Raw genomic sequence first — 14834 nt, 5'->3', positions numbered from 1 at the left:
GGCCAAGCTCAGAAAGCGAAACCGCCGGCTCCTGCCCAAGACAGGGCGAACGCCGGGACCAATCCGAGCACCAACGTCACCGCCGTGCCCAGGAAGATCGCCGTCCCCGTGCCGAAGCCCGGGACCGATACCGACGGCCCGTCCGCCGCCGGCTCGGAGAAGTACATCAGCACGATCACCCGGAGGTAGAAGAACGCCGCCACCGCGCTGAACACCAGGGCCACGACCACCAGCGGGGCCATTCCGTCCGACAGCGCCGCCGAGAACACCACGAACTTGCCCACGAACCCCGACGTCAACGGAATACCCGCCAACGCCAGCAGCAAGAACGTGAACACCCCCGCCAGCAACGGTGACCGCTTCGCGAGACCGGCCCACGCCGAGAGGTGCGTTGCCTCGCCCGAGGAATCACGGACCAGGCTGATCACGCCGAACGCCGCCAGCGTCGTGAAGCCGTACGCCAGCAGGTAGAACAGCGTGCTGGACAGGCCGTCGCGGGTCATCGCGATCGCCCCGACCAGCAGGAAGCCCGCGTGGGCGATCGACGAATACGCCACCATGCGCTTGACGTCCGTCTGCGTCAGGCCCAGCACCGCGCCGATCACCATCGAGATGATCGCCACGCCCCAGAGGACTCCGCGCCACTCCCACGAAGTCGACGAGAACGCCACCGACAGCACCCGCAGGATCCCGCCGAACGCCGCCACCTTCGTGCACGCCGCCATGAACGCCGTCACCGGCGTCGGCGCTCCCTGGTACACGTCCGGGGTCCACGTGTGGAACGGGCCCACCGACCCCTTGAACAGCAGGCCCACCACCAGGAGCCCCAGGCCCGCGAACAGCAGCGTGTCCGACCGGTCCGAACCCGCCGCCGCGGCCGCGATCTCGCCCAGCTTCACCGAGTTCGCGTAGCCGTACAGCAGCGCCAAGCCGTAGAGGAAGAACGCCGAGGAGAACGCGCCCAGCAGGAAGTACTTGACCGCCGCCTCCTGCGAGAGCAACCTGCGGCGACGCGCGAGGCCGCACATCAGGTACAGCGGCAGCGACAGCACTTCCAGCGCGATGAACATCGTCAGCAGGTCGTTCGCCGCGGTGAACGCCATCATGCCGCCGAGGGCGAACAGCGTCAGCGGGAACACCTCGGTCTGCATCACCGTCGCCGTCTGCGCGCGGTCCTGGACCGTGCCCGGGCGGATGCCCGCCTGGGCGACCAGCGCGCCGCCCGGCTCGACCACGCGGTCCGAGATCAGCAGCACCGCGCCGACCGCCAGGGCCAGCAGCGTGCCCCAGAGGAACAGCGCCGGGCGGTCGATCGAGATCGCGCCGCTGAACGTCGTCACGCCGCCCGCCGGGGCGTTGCCCGTCGCGTAGATGATCAGGCTGACGCCGGCCGCGACGATCGCCGCCAGGCTCAGGCCGACCTGGATGCCGAACCGGGAGCGCTTCGCCGCGAACGCCTCGACCAGCACGCTGACGCACGCCGCGCCGAAGACGATCAGCACCGGCAGCACCGCCGGGTAGTCGACCGACGGCGTCGCGATCGGCGCCGGCGCCTGGGTCAGGAGGATGTCGAGCACTTTTACTTGCCTCCCTGAACCGCGGACAGCGTCTGCTGCACCGTCGGGGTGACTGTGTCGAGCACCGGCTTCGGGTAGAAGCCGAGGACGATGATCAGCACGACCAGCGGCGCGAGGATCGCGATCTCCCGGCCGTTCAGGTCGCGGATCGCCTTCTTCGCACCCAGCTCCGGCGCGATCGCCGTGCCCGGGCCCCCGCCGACGCCCACGAGCGCGTCACCGCGGACCGGCCCCTGGAAGACCCGCTGGTAGAGCCACAAGACGTACGCCGCGGCCAGGACCATGCCCACCGTGGCGAGGATCGTGTACACCGGCTGGTCCACGAAGGACCCGATGAGCACCAGGAACTCCGAAACGAACGAGTTCGTGCCGGGCAGGGACAAAGTGGACAGACCGGCGAGGAGGAACAGCCCCGCCAGCAACGGGGTCACCTTCGCCATGCCGCCGTAGTCGGAGATCTTCGAAGACCCGCCGCGCGCGATCACCAGGCCGATCACCACGATCAGCATGCCGGTCGCGAGGCTGTGGTTGAGCATGTACGTCGCCGAGCCGACCATCGCCTGCTCGTTGAACGCGAAGATGCCCAGCGAGATGAACCCGAAGTGCGCGATGGAGACGTAGGCGATGAACCGCTTCATGTCCCGCTGCCCGGCCGCGAGGATCGATCCGTAGAGGACACCGATCACCGACAGCACCAGCACCAGCGGCGCCAGCGTCTTGCTCGCCTGCGGGAACATCGGCAGGCAGTAGCGCAGGAACCCGAAGGTGCCCACCTTGTCCAGCACGCCGACCAGCAGGACGGCGACGCCGATCGGCGCCTCCCCCGCCGCGTCCGGCAGCCAGGTGTGGAACGGCACCAGCGGCGCCTTGATCGCGAACGCCAGGAAGAACCCGAGGAACAGCCAGATCTGCGTGGACAGCGGCGCGTCGCGCACCACCGTCACCAGCGTGGCCCAGTCGAACGTGCCGTGCCCGAGCTTGTCCTTCGCCAGCGAGTACGCCCCGATCGCCGAGGCCAGCATGATCAGGCCGCCGAGGAACGAGTACAGGAAGAACTTCACCGCCGCGTACTGCCGGTTCGCGCCGCCGTAGCCGCCGATGAGGAAGTACATCGGGATCAGCATGATCTCGAACAGCACGTAGAACAGGAAGACGTCGGTCGCGGCGAACACGCCGATCGTGAGCGCTTCCTGCAACAGGATCAGCGACAAGAAGCCGCCCGCGCTGCGGCCCGGCGGCAGCTTGTCCAGCGTGCCGAGCCCGCCGACGACGATCGGCACCAGCAGCGCGATCACCGCGATCATGATCAGCGAGATGCCGTCGGTGCCGAACGCGATGTGCACGCCGAAGCTGGGGATCCAGTCGAAGCTCGACGTCATCTGCAGCCGGGGCCCGGAAGCCGTGTAGCTGAGCCAGAACGGGATGATCAGCAGGAACTCGAGGATCGAGAACCCGAGCGCGGCCAGCACCGCGGCGCGGTCGTTCCCCTTGAGGAACGCCAGCACCAGGGAGCCGGCGAGCGGCACCAGGATGAGGATGAGCAACCAGGTCATCAGGAGAACCTCACCAGCAGGAGAGCCGCCAGAAGCAGGAACGTGCCGCCCAGCATCGACAGCGCGTAGGACCGGACGAACCCGGTCTGCAGCCGCCGCAGCCGGCCGGACCCGCCGCCGAGACCGGCGGCCAGGCCGTTGACCGCGCCGTCGACGCCGCGGTTGTCGACGAACACCAGCGCCCGCGAGAGCCAGGTGCCCGGGCGGGCGACCAGCGTCTCGTTGAGGGCGTTGCCGTACAGGTCCTTGCGCGCGGCCCGGGTGACGAACGAGACCCGCTGCGGCTGCTCGACCGGGACGTCACGGCGGAAGATCAGGTACGCGAGCGCGACCCCGAGCAGCGAGAGCACGACCGCCGCCACCGAGATCACCCAGGCGTCCACCGGCAGGTGGTGCGCCTCCTCCAGCTCGCCGACCGACGGGGTCAGCCAGTGGGCGAAGGTCTTGCCCTGGGAGAAGAACCAGCCGGCGCCGACCGAACCGACCGCCAGCACGGCCATCGGGACCCACATGACCGGCTTGGACTCGTGCGGGTGGAAGTCGTGGCCGTCGGTGCTCTTGATGTCCTTCCAGCGTTCCTTGCCGAAGAACGTCATCACCATCAGGCGCGTCATGTAGAAGGCGGTGAGCCCGGCGCCAAGCAGCGCTGCGCCGCCCATCACCCAGCCGCGCCAGCCGCCCTGGCCGAACGCCGCCTCGATGATCGCGTCCTTGGTGAAGAAGCCCGACAGCGGCGGGATGCCGATCAGGGCCAGGTACCCGAGGCCGAAGGTGATGAAGGTGATCGGCATGTGCTTGCGCAGCCCGCCGAACTTCCGCATGTCGACCTCGTCGTTCATGCCGTGCATGACCGACCCGGCGCCGAGGAACAGCCCGGCCTTGAAGAAGCCGTGCGCGACCAGGTGCATGATGCCCAGCGCGTACGCGATCGGCCCGAGGCCGACCGCCAGCATCATGTAGCCGATCTGGCTGACCGTGGAGTACGCGAGGACCTTCTTGATGTCGTCGTAGGCGCAGCCGATGATGCACCCGAGCAGCAGCGTCACCGTGCCGACCAGCGTGACGATCAGCCGGCCGTCCTCGGTGGCGTTGAAGATGTCCTTCGAGCGGGCCACCAGGTAGACGCCGGCGGTGACCATCGTTGCCGCGTGGATCAGGGCCGACACCGGGGTCGGGCCCTCCATCGCGTCCGGGAGCCACGCCTGCAGCGGGAACTGGCCGGACTTACCGCAGGCGCCCAGCAGGAGCAGGATCGCCATCGCGGTGATCGCGCCCGTCGAGAACTTGCCGTCGCCGACCGCCTGGAACACCTGCGCGTAGCCGGTCGAACCCGCGTACTTGAACATGATGAAGATCGCCAGCGCGAGCCCGACGTCACCGACGCGGTTCATCAGGAACGCCTTCTTCGCCGCGGTCGCGGCGGACGGACGGCCCTGGTACCAGCCGATCAGCAGGTAGGAGGCGAGACCCACGCCTTCCCAGCCCAGGTAGAGCGTCACGAAGCTGTTGCCCAGCACCAGGATCAGCATCGAGGCGACGAAGAGGTTCAGGTACGCGAAGAAGCGGTACCGGCCCTCGTCGTCGGCCATGTAGCCGATCGAGTAGTAGTGGATCAGCATGCCGACGCCGGTGATGAGCAGCACGAACGTCAGCGACAGCGCGTCGATCCGCAGCCCGAAGTCCACCTGCAGCTGCCCGACCGGGATCCACGAGTAGACCTTGGTGTCGGTCGTGGTGCCCGTGTCGGCGCTGAAGAACAGGATGACGCCGTAGATGAAAGCCAGGGTGACGGTGGCACAGCCGAGCAGATGCCCCCAGGCCTTGGCGCGCTTCCCCGCCAGCAGCAGGATCAGGGCGCCGAGGCCAGGCAGGGCCACCAGCAGCCACGATGATGCGGTCACTCGGTGTCTCCTAGTACTTCAGCAGGTTGGTGTCGTCGACCGAGGCCGAGCGCCGGGTGCGGAAGATGGCCATGATGATCGCCAGGCCGACCACGACCTCGGCGGCCGCGACGACCATGACGAAGAACGCCATGATCTGGCCGTCGAGCCCGCCGTTGATCCGGGCGAAGGTGACCAGCGTCAGGTTCACGGCGTTGAGCATCAGCTCGATGCACATGAACACGACGATCGCGTTGCGCCGCACCAGCACGCCGACCGCGCCGAGCGCGAACAGCAGCGCCGACAGCAGCAGGTAGTACGTGGGGGTCATGCCTTCTCCCCTTCCGAAACCTCCGGGGCCTTCGAAGCACCCTCGGAGCCGACCAGCGCGTGCGCGTCCGGGTGCGGTCCCTCGTCGGCGACGAGCTTGCGTTCCTTCGCCAGCTCGATCGCCGAGGTGGACTCGATGATCGCCGACAGCGACTCGGGCGCGATCGAGCCGTCCGGCAGCAGCGCCGGGGTGGCCACCGAGTTGGCGGTGGCGAAGACACCCGGGCCGGGCAGCGGCGACGGCCGGTCGTGCTCACCGCGGAAGCGCAGCAGCACCAGTTCCTTCTGCGTGAGCTTCCCGCCCTTGGCGTGCCGGTCGGTGAAGGCCAGCACCATCGCGCCGATCGCGGCGGTGATGAGCAGCGCCGACGTCAGCTCGAACGGGAACAGGTAGTCGGTGAAGATCAGCCGGCCCAGGCCCTTCGGCCCGCCGCCCGCCGGTGTCGCGGAATCGAGCGGGATCGCCGGGGTGACGTTCGCCAGTGCCCGGTAGATCCCCATCGCCAGCAGCGCGGCGAGCCCGATGCCGAGCACCGTCGCGGCCAGCCGCTGTCCACGGAGGACTTCGACGACCGAGTCCGAGCTCTCCCGGCCGACCAGCATCAGCACGAACAGGAACAGCATCATGATCGCGCCGGTGTAGACGATGATCTGCGTGAAGCCCAGGAACGGCGCCGACTGGATCATGTACAGCGCGCCCAGGCTCAGCATGGTCAGCACCAGCCACAGCGCCGAGTGGACGGCGTTGCGGGAGAAGATCATGCCGAGCGCGCCGAGGAGCGAGACCGGGCCGAGGACCCAGAACGCGATCGCTTCGCCGGTGGAGACACCCGCGGACGCGTTCGGCGCCGCGGCCAGGAGAGCGGTGATCACTTGACGCCCTCCCCGCGCGCGAGTTCGGGTCCGTTCACGTAGTAGTCCTGCTCGTTCTCGCCGAGCCGCATCGGGTGCGGCGGCTGCTCCATGCCGGGCAGCAGCGGGGCGAGCAGGTCTTCCTTCGTGTAGATCAGCCGCTGGCGGTCGTCGTCGGCCAGCTCGTAGAAGTTGATCATCGTCAGCGACCGGGTCGGGCACGCCTCGATGCAGAGGCCGCAGCCGATGCAGCGCAGGTAGTTGATCTGGTAGTCCGCGCCGTACCGCTCGCCCGGCGAGTACCGGGCTTCCTCGGTGTTGTCACCGCCCTCGACGAAGATCGCGTCCGCCGGGCACGCCCACGCGCACAGCTCGCAGCCGACGCACTTCTCGAGACCGTCCGGGTGCCGGTTCAGCTGGTGCCGTCCGTGGTACCGCGGTGCGGCCGGCGCGCCGGCCTCCGGGTACTCCTCGGTGGCGACCTTCTTGAACATCATCCCGAAGGTGACGCCGAAGCCCTTGACGGGATCAAGAAACCCCATCTTGCGCTCCTTCCTTTGCGGTACCGACGGCCGCCGGCTTGCGGCGGGCCGCCTTCGCCTCGGCCTTGGCCAGGGCCTTCTGACGCGGGGTGGTCTGCGGAACCTTGAGGTCCAGCGGCGGGACCGGGAAGCCGCCGCCGGTCACCGGGACCGACTCGCTTTCCTCTTCGCGGCCGGCGGCGCGGACGTAGAAGAACAGCGCGACGACGATGAAGATCGCGACCGCGGCGATGATGATGGTCGTGGTGTTCCAGGTGATGACCTTCGCGAAGGTCACCATGACGATCCACACGAGGTTCAGCGGGACCAGGACCTTCCAGCCCAGGCGCATGAACTGGTCGTAGCGCAGGCGGGGCAGCGTGCCGCGCAGCCAGATGAACCCGAAGAGCAGGAGGAACATCTTCGCGAAGAACCACAGCATCGGCCACCAGCCGGTGTTGAGCACGTTGTTCCCGATCAGCGACAGCGGCCACGGGGCCATCCAGCCGCCGAGGAACAGCGTCGTCGCGAACGCCGAGACGATCACCATGTTGACGTACTCGGCGAGGAAGAACATCGCGAACTTCATCGAGCTGTACTCGGTGTGGAAGCCGCCGACCAGCTCCGACTCGGCCTCGGGGAGGTCGAACGGGGCCCGGTTGGTCTCGCCGACCATCGAGATCAGGTAGATCACGAAGCTCGGGACCAGGTAGAGGAACCACACCTTGTGCTGCGCGCCGACGATGTCGGCCAGGTTCAGCGACCCGGCCTGCAGGATCACCGCGACGATCGACAGGCCCATCGCGATCTCGTAGGAGATCACCTGCGCCGCGCTGCGCATGCCGCCGAGCAGCGGGTACGGCGAGCCGGACGACCAGCCGGCGAGCACGATGCCGTAGACGCCGATCGAGGAGCAGGCCAGGATCACCAGCACGCTGACCGGCAGGTCGAGCAGCTGGAGCACGGTCCGCTCGCCGAAGATCGACACGACCGGCCCGAACGGGATGGCCGACAGCGCGATCAGCGCAGGCACCACGCAGACGACCGGGGCGAGGAAGTACACCTTGCGGTCGGCGGTGTCCGGGATGATCTGTTCCTTGAACGGCAGCTTGATCGCGTCCGCCAGGGACTGCAGGTAACCGCCGGGCCCGACGCGGTTGGGGCCGGGCCGGTTCTGCATCCGGCCGACCGCCTTGCGCTCCCAGACGATCAGGAAGATCGTCAGGATCGGCCCGATCAGCAGGATGACCACGCACTTGAGCAGGATCAGCCACAACGGGTCGTCCGCCAGCAGCGCCGCCCGCGTGGCCGCGTCCGGCACGCTGCCGACGGCAGCTTCGGTCAGCAGCGGGGTCATTGCCCACCTCCAGCGAGGTTCACGACGGCGCCGTGGCCGGCACCGAGCGTCTTGAACACGGCGGAGCCGTCCGAGTTGCCCGGCAGCCACACGACACCGTCGGGCAGGTCGGCGATCTCCACCGGCAGCGTGATCGCACCGCGTTCGGTGCTCACCGTGACGGTGACGCCCAGGCCTTCGGCGGTCTTCGCCGAGAGCCGCGCGACCGGCGTGCGCTGGGTGCCCTTGAGGTGCGGCTCGCCGTCCTGCAGCGATCCGTTGTCGATCAGCTGGCGCCAGGTCGACAGGACCGCCTGGCCGGCACCCGGCGTCGCGGGCGGCGCGACCTCGGCGGCGACGTGGCTCCAGCGCAGCGCCGAAGCCTGGCCCAGCTTCTCGAAGTCACCGCGGGCGGCGGCCGGCGTCTGCGTGAACAGGTCCGCGTCCATCTCGACGGCGAGCGTGTCGAGCACCCGGCAGTCCGGCAGGGCGCCGGTGCCTTCGATGGTCGTGTCGAACGGGCGGGTGCGGCCCTCCCAGTTGAGGTAGCTGCCGGCCTTCTCGTCCGACGCGGCCACCGGGAGCACGACGTCCGCGCGCTCGGTCACCGCGCTGTGCCGCAGTTCGAGGCTGACCACGAACCCGGCGTTGTCCAGCGCGCGCAGCGCGAGGGCCGGGTCCGGCAGGTCGTACGGGTCGACGCCGCCGACGACCAGGCCGCCGAGCTCGCGGGCCGAAGCGGCCAGCAGGATGTCGGTCGTGTCACGACCCGGGACGGCCGGGAGCGGGACGCCCCAGGCGTTCTCGACCGCGACGCGGGCGGCGTCGTCGCCGACGCGCCGCCCACCGGGCAGCAGCGACGGCACGCAACCGGTCTCCAGCGCGCCCCGGTCGCCGGCGCGGCGCGGGATCCACGCGAGCCGGACGCCGGTGCGCTCGATCAGGTCGTGCAGGGCGGCGAACAGGCCGGGGATCGCGGCGGCGCGCTCGCCGACCAGGACGACGGCACCTTCGCCGCGCAGGGCCTCGTCGAGGTCCGGCGCGTGCTTGGCGATGCCCTCGACGGCGGCGGCTTCCTGGCCGGGGACGCAGGCGAGCAGCTCGCCGAACGTCTTGCGCACCGACGACGTCGTCCACTGTCCCAAGTGGACGACCCGGGTCTTGTTCCGGCGGGCCGCCTTGCGCAGCCGCAGGAACACGATCGGGGCTTCGTCCTCGGGCTCGAAGGCGACGCACAGGACCGTGCGGGCCCGCTCGATCTCGCCGAAGGTGACGCCGGACTCCGGCGTCACGCCCACGGCGTGCGAGGTGAGGAACGCGAGTTCCTCGGCCGAGTGCGGGCGGGCGCGGAAGTCGACGTCGTTCGTCTTCAGGGCGACGCGGGCGAACTTCGAGTACGCGTAGGCGTCCTCGACGGTCAGCCGGCCACCGGGCAGGACGCCGACGCCGCCGTTGGACCGGGCTTCGACGAGCCCCGCGGCCGCGGCGCGCAGAGCGTCGGTCCAGGACGCTTCTTCCAGCTCACCGGTCTCGCGGTTGCGGACCAGCGGACGCCGGATGCGGTCCTCGGCGCCGGTGTAGCGGAAGGCGAACCGGCCCTTGTCGCAGATCCACTCTTCGTTGACTTCCGGGTCGTCGCCGGCCAGCTTGCGCTGGACCTTGCCGCGCCGGAAGTCGGTGCGCTCGGCGCAGCCGGACGAGCAGTGCTCGCAGACGCTCGGCGAGGACACCAGGTCGAACGGCCGCGACCGGAACCGGTAGGCGGCGCTGGTCAGGGCCCCGACCGGGCAGATCTGGATGACGTTGCCGGAGAAGTAGGACTGGAACGGCTGGCCGGACGTCGTCCGCGAGGCCAGGTCCAGGACGTCCGCCGTCTCCGCGGTGCCGATCTGCTGGTGGGCGCCGCGTTCGAGGAGCTCGATGAACGGGTCGCCGGCGATCTCGCGGGAGAACCGGGTGCAGCGCTGGCAGAGGACGCAGCGTTCGCGGTCCAGCAGCACCTGCGTCGAGATCGGCAGCGGCTTCGGGAACGTCCGCTTGGTGTCGACGAACCGCGATTCCGTGCGGCCGTGGGCCAGCGCCTGGTTCTGCAGCGGGCACTCGCCGCCCTTGTCGCAGATCGGGCAGTCCAGCGGGTGGTTGATGAGCAGCAGCTCCATCACACCCTGCTGGGCCTTGTCCGCGACCGGCGACGTCAGCTGCGTCTTGACGACCATGCCGTCGGCGACCGTCATCGTGCAGGACGCCTGCGGCTTCGGCATCGGACGGCCGCCCATCTCGACCTCGACCAGGCACTGGCGGCAGGCGCCCGCCGGGTCGAGGAGCGGGTGGTCGCAGAACCGCGGGATGACCGTGCCGAGGCGTTCGGCCGTGCGGATCAGCAGCTCGCCCTTGGGGGCGATGACCTCTTCGCCGTCGATGACCAGCTTGACGTGGCCCTCGGGGACCGGCGTCTCGGTGGTTTCGGGCTTGTCAGGCGCGATCGTCATGATGCCTGCGCTCCCACGAGTTCGGGCTTGGTCTGTTCGTGCCGGTTCGCTTCGCACAGCGCGAGGAACTCCTCGCGGAAGTACTTGATGCCGCTGGTGATCGGCGACACCGCGCCGTCACCGAGGGCGCAGAAGGACCGGCCGAGGATGTTGTCGCAGACGTCGAGGAGGGTGTCGATGTCCTCTTCGGTGCCGTGGCCGTCGACCATCCGCTCGAGGATCTGCGCCAGCCAGTACGTGCCTTCACGGCACGGCGTGCACTTGCCGCAGGACTCGTGCTCGTAGAACTGCGTCCACTTCATCACGGCCCACGGCACCGACACGGTCTCGTTGAAGACCTGGACGGCGGTGGTGCCCAGCATCGACCCGGCTTCCGCCGCGCCTTCGAAGTCCAGGGGAACGTCGAGGTGCTCGGCGGTGAACATCGGGGTCGAGGAGCCGCCCGGGGTCCAGAACTTGAGCGGGATGCCGTCCTTCATGCCGCCCGCCATGTCGAGCAGCTCGCGCAGCGTGGTGCCGAGCGGGCACTCGTACTGGCCGGGCTTCTCGACGTGGCCGGAGATCGAGTAGATCTTCGGACCGGGCGACTTCTCGCGGCCCATCTCGCGGAACCAGCTCGACCCGCCGTTGACGATGAACGGCGCGCTCGCGATGGTCTCGACGTTGTTCACCGTGGTCGGCGCGGCGTAGAGACCGGCGGCGGCCGGGAACGGCGGCTTGAGCCGCGGCTGGCCACGACGGCCTTCCAGCGAGTCGAGCAGGGCCGTCTCTTCGCCGCAGATGTACGCGCCCGCGCCCGCGTGGACGGTGATCTTGAGGTCGAAGCCGGAGCCGAGGATGTTCTCGCCGAGGTAGCCCGCCGCTTCGGCTTCGCGCACGGCCGCGTTGAGCCGGCGGATGCAGTGCAGCGCCTCGCCGCGGACGTAGATGAAGCAGTGGTTGGACCGCATCGCGTACGAGGCGATGATGCAGCCCTCGATGAGCGAGTGCGGGTCCGCCATCATCAGCGGGATGTCCTTGCAGGTCCCCGGCTCGCCCTCGTCGGCGTTGATGACCAGGTAGTGCGGCTTGTCGAAGTTCGGCGGCATGAAGGACCACTTGATGCCGGCCGGGAAGCCCGCGCCGCCGCGGCCGCGCAGGCCGGAGTCCTTGACCAGCTGGACGAGCTGCTCGGGCGTCCCGGCCAGTGCCTTGCGGACGGCGGTGTAGCCCTCGAGTGCCTCGTACGTCCCGATCTGCCAGGAGTTCGGCGACAGCCACCGCTTCGTGAGGACCGGGGTAATGGGATCGGCCATTACTTCTTCTCCACTTCCGGCAAGGGGACGTCCTGAGCCACCGGGGCGACCCAGCCGCGGTCCTGCGCGAGCTTCGCGCCCCGCAGCGTCTCGACGGCCTGCGAGGGGCCGTCGACGTCCCGGCGGTAGGCCGCTTCGTCCTCCGGGAAGAACCCGGCGAGCTGCAGCTCGGCGCCCTTGAAGTTCGTCAGCGGGGCACCGCGCGTCGGGGCCGGCTTCTTCCCCGCCTGCAGCGCGTCGACCAGCGCGACGGCCTTCTCTTCGGTCTGGTTGTCGAAGTACTCGTAGTTGACCTGGATGACCGGCGCGAGGTCGCAGGCCGCGAGGCACTCGGCGTGCTCGAGGGTGATCGAGCCCGGCTCGTTCGGCGTGCCCGCGGTCTCGTTGTGCCCCAGCGGTTCCGCCTCGGAACCCAGGTGCGTCTGGAGCCGCTTGTAGATCGCGTCGCCGCCCATGGCCGCGCACAGCGTGTTGGTGCAGACGCTCACGAGGTGCTCGCCGCACGGCTTGCGCTTGTACATCGTGTAGAACGTCGCGACCGCGCTGACCTCGGCGTCGGACAGGTCGAGCTGCTTCGCGCAGAACGCGATGCCCTCCTGGCTGACGTACCCCTGCACGGACTGCACGAGGTGCAGCATCGGCAGCAGCGCCGAGCGGGACATCGGGTAGCGCGCGATCAGCTCCTGCGCCTTGGCGTGGATGTCCGCGTCGAAGATGTCTTCCAGCGGCGTCTCCGTGATGATCCCGGCGGCGACCGCCGGGTCCGGCGCGATGGCGACGACGTCGGTGTCCGGGCCGGCCGCCGCGTGCGTCTTCGCGGAGTAGTTCGGGCCCGGCTCGGGAACTGCTGTGGTCATCGGTCCACTCCCCCCATGACGGGGTCGATCGAGGCGATGGCGGCGATCACGTCGGCGACCAGGCCGCCCTCGGCCATGGCGGGCATCGACTGCAGGTTCACGAAGCTCGGTTCGCGCACGTGGACCCGCAGCGGCCGGGTGCCGCCGTCGGACACCAGGTGCGCGCTCAGCTCGCCGCGCGGCGACTCGACGGACGTGTAGACCTGCCCGGCCGGCACCTTGAAGCCCTCGGTGACCAGCTTGAAGTGGTGGATCAGGGACTCCATCGACTGGCCCATGATCTTCTTGACGTGCTCGAGGGAGTTGCCCATGCCGTCGCTGCCGATGGACAGCTGCGCGGGCCAGGCGACCTTCTTGTCCTCGACCATGACCGGGCCCGGCTCGAGCTTCTCCAGGCACTGCTCGATGATCTTGAGGCTCTCGTGCATCTCGTGTACCCGGATGAGGTAGCGCGACCAGCAGTCGGCGCCGTTGTCGACCGGGACGTCGAAGTCGAACTCGTCGTAGCAGGAGTACGGCTCGGTCTTGCGCAGGTCCCACGGCAGGCCTGCGCTGCGAAGCACCGGGCCGGTGACACCGAGCGCGAGGCACGCATCGACGGGCAGGTACCCCACGCCCTTGAGCCTGTTCCGCCAGATCGGCTGCCCGGTGAACAGCTTGTCGTACAGCGGAAGGCGCTTCTTCATCGTCTTGACGAATTCGGTGACCTTCTCGCGGTAGTCCGCCGGCATGTCCTGCGCGAGGCCGCCGGGGCGGATGAACGCGTGGTTCATCCGCAGGCCGGTCAGGTGCTCCAGCAGGTGCAGCACCTCTTCGCGCTCGCGGAAGCCGAGCGTCATCGCGGTGGTGGCGCCGAGCTCCATGCCGCCGGTGGCGATGTAGACCAGGTGCGAGCCGATGCGGTTGATCTCCAGCAGCATCACGCGCAGCAGCTGCGCGCGGCGCGGGGCCTCGATCTGCAGCAGCTTCTCGACGCCGAGGCAGTACGCCATCTCCGTCGACAGCGGGGCCAGGTAGTCCATGCGCGTCACGAAGGTGACGCCCTGGGTCCAGGTCCGGTACTCGCAGTTCTTCTCGATGCCGGTGTGCAGGTAGCCGATGACCGACCGCAGCTGCGTGACGGTCTCGCCCTCCATCTCCAGCACGAGCCGGAGCACGCCGTGCGTCGACGGGTGCTGCGGGCCCATGTTGATGACCATGCGCTCGTCGTGCGCCGCGTCGGCGATGACGTCGTCCCAGTCGCCGCCCGAGACCGTGTAGACGCGGCCTTCGGTGGTGTCGCGGGAGTCGGCGTAGCCGACGTTGTCGGTGCCGGCCTTGTCGTCGGTGCTGTCGCTGCCGGCCTCGGTCGTCGAAGTACCGGTCGTGACGTCCGACAGGTTTTCGGTGCTCACGAGTAAGACCTCCGCTGGTCCGGCGGCGGGATCTCCGCGCCCTTGTATTCGACCGGGATCCCGCCGAGCGGGTAGTCCTTGCGCTGGGGGTGGCCCTCCCAGTCGTCCGGCATGAGGATCCGGGTCAGCGCCGGGTGGCCGTCGAAGACGATCCCGAACATGTCCCAGGCCTCGCGCTCCTGCCAGTCGGCGGTCGGGTACGTCTCGACCAGCGACGGCACGTGCGCGTCCTCGACGTCGAGGGTGACCTCGAGCCGGATCCGGCGCCGGTAGGTCAGCGACGTGAAGTGGTAGACCGCGTGCAGCCGCTGCGGGACGTCGACGCCGTAGTCCACACCGGACACCGAGGACAGCAGCTCGAACCGCAGGCCGCCGTCGTCGCGCAGGGTCTTGGCGATCGCCGGCAGGTGCTCGCGGGCGACGTAGAAGGTGATCTCGCCGCGGTCGACCGTCGTCTGCAGGATCGCCTCGGCGGGGATCTTGCGCTCGGCCAGCGCGGCGTAGAACTCGTCGGCGAACTGGTCGAACCAGCCGCCGTACGGGCGCTCGGCCGGCGCCGGGCTGTAGGCCGGGAGCCGGACGCCGCCGTAGCCGGAGGTGTCGCCGGTGCCGTGGACGCCGAACATGCCCTGGCGTTCGCGGCCGGTGACGACCGCTTCGGCCGCGCCCGGTCCCTTCGCCGTCAGGCCGGTCTCGGCGCGCTCGGCGCTGGACTGCTCTTCGCCGGGTTGGGGGTTCTCAGTCATCGCT

At 69.3% G+C, this 14834-nt stretch carries 12 protein-coding genes; all 12 read right to left on the bottom strand.

What is annotated here, in order from left to right:
* Positions 1-8 precede the first annotated feature (8 nt).
* From nuoN to AB0M93_RS41855, 12 genes are read right to left on the bottom strand one after another with little or no spacing between them, the layout of a single operon-like run.
* Entirely contained in the window at positions 9-1577 is a 1569-nt protein-coding gene (gene nuoN, locus AB0M93_RS41910; RefSeq protein ID WP_364285192.1) for an NADH-quinone oxidoreductase subunit NuoN, read from the bottom strand.
* A gap of 2 nt (positions 1578-1579) precedes the next feature.
* Positions 1580-3130: an NADH-quinone oxidoreductase subunit M gene (locus tag AB0M93_RS41905; RefSeq protein ID WP_364285190.1), complete on the bottom strand. Its 1551-nt coding sequence runs from the start codon at positions 3128-3130 to the stop codon at positions 1580-1582.
* On the bottom strand, positions 3130-5031 hold the full coding sequence (gene nuoL, locus AB0M93_RS41900; RefSeq protein ID WP_364285188.1) for an NADH-quinone oxidoreductase subunit L: 1902 nt from the start codon (positions 5029-5031) through the stop codon (positions 3130-3132). Before nuoL ends, AB0M93_RS41905 begins: the two co-directional genes overlap by 1 nt.
* A 10-nt stretch (positions 5032-5041) precedes the next feature.
* On the bottom strand, positions 5042-5341 hold the full coding sequence (gene nuoK / locus AB0M93_RS41895; RefSeq protein ID WP_360680313.1) for an NADH-quinone oxidoreductase subunit NuoK: 300 nt from the start codon (positions 5339-5341) through the stop codon (positions 5042-5044).
* The gene (locus tag AB0M93_RS41890) at positions 5338-6213 is read right to left on the bottom strand and encodes an NADH-quinone oxidoreductase subunit J (RefSeq protein WP_364285186.1); all 876 of its coding nucleotides are present in this window, start codon (positions 6211-6213) and stop codon (positions 5338-5340) included. The genes nuoK and AB0M93_RS41890 overlap by 4 nt, the downstream gene beginning before the upstream one ends.
* Positions 6210-6734 carry an NADH-quinone oxidoreductase subunit NuoI gene (gene nuoI, locus AB0M93_RS41885; RefSeq protein ID WP_003081846.1) on the bottom strand — a complete coding sequence of 175 codons (525 nt, stop codon included), beginning with the start codon at positions 6732-6734 and terminating at the stop codon, positions 6210-6212. The genes AB0M93_RS41890 and nuoI overlap by 4 nt, the downstream gene beginning before the upstream one ends.
* Entirely contained in the window at positions 6721-8070 is a 1350-nt protein-coding gene (nuoH, locus tag AB0M93_RS41880) for an NADH-quinone oxidoreductase subunit NuoH (protein ID WP_364285182.1), read from the bottom strand. Before nuoH ends, nuoI begins: the two co-directional genes overlap by 14 nt.
* Positions 8067-10538 carry an NADH-quinone oxidoreductase subunit G gene (locus AB0M93_RS41875; RefSeq protein ID WP_364285180.1) on the bottom strand — a complete coding sequence of 824 codons (2472 nt, stop codon included), beginning with the start codon at positions 10536-10538 and terminating at the stop codon, positions 8067-8069. The genes nuoH and AB0M93_RS41875 overlap by 4 nt, the downstream gene beginning before the upstream one ends.
* The gene (gene nuoF / locus AB0M93_RS41870) at positions 10535-11833 is read right to left on the bottom strand and encodes an NADH-quinone oxidoreductase subunit NuoF (RefSeq protein WP_364285178.1); all 1299 of its coding nucleotides are present in this window, start codon (positions 11831-11833) and stop codon (positions 10535-10537) included. The genes AB0M93_RS41875 and nuoF overlap by 4 nt, the downstream gene beginning before the upstream one ends.
* On the bottom strand, positions 11833-12690 hold the full coding sequence (gene nuoE, locus AB0M93_RS41865) for an NADH-quinone oxidoreductase subunit NuoE (protein ID WP_364285176.1): 858 nt from the start codon (positions 12688-12690) through the stop codon (positions 11833-11835). Before nuoE ends, nuoF begins: the two co-directional genes overlap by 1 nt.
* Positions 12687-14084, bottom strand: a complete 1398-nt coding sequence (locus tag AB0M93_RS41860) for an NADH-quinone oxidoreductase subunit D (protein ID WP_364285174.1) — start codon at positions 14082-14084, stop codon at positions 12687-12689. The genes nuoE and AB0M93_RS41860 overlap by 4 nt, the downstream gene beginning before the upstream one ends.
* Entirely contained in the window at positions 14081-14830 is a 750-nt protein-coding gene (locus tag AB0M93_RS41855; protein WP_364285172.1) for an NADH-quinone oxidoreductase subunit C, read from the bottom strand. The genes AB0M93_RS41860 and AB0M93_RS41855 overlap by 4 nt, the downstream gene beginning before the upstream one ends.
* Positions 14831-14834 lie beyond the last annotated feature (4 nt).

The organism is Amycolatopsis sp. NPDC051102, assembly GCF_040682815.1.
Lineage (GTDB): Bacteria > Actinomycetota > Actinomycetes > Mycobacteriales > Pseudonocardiaceae > Amycolatopsis.
This window is presented reverse-complemented; position numbering and strand designations above follow the sequence as displayed.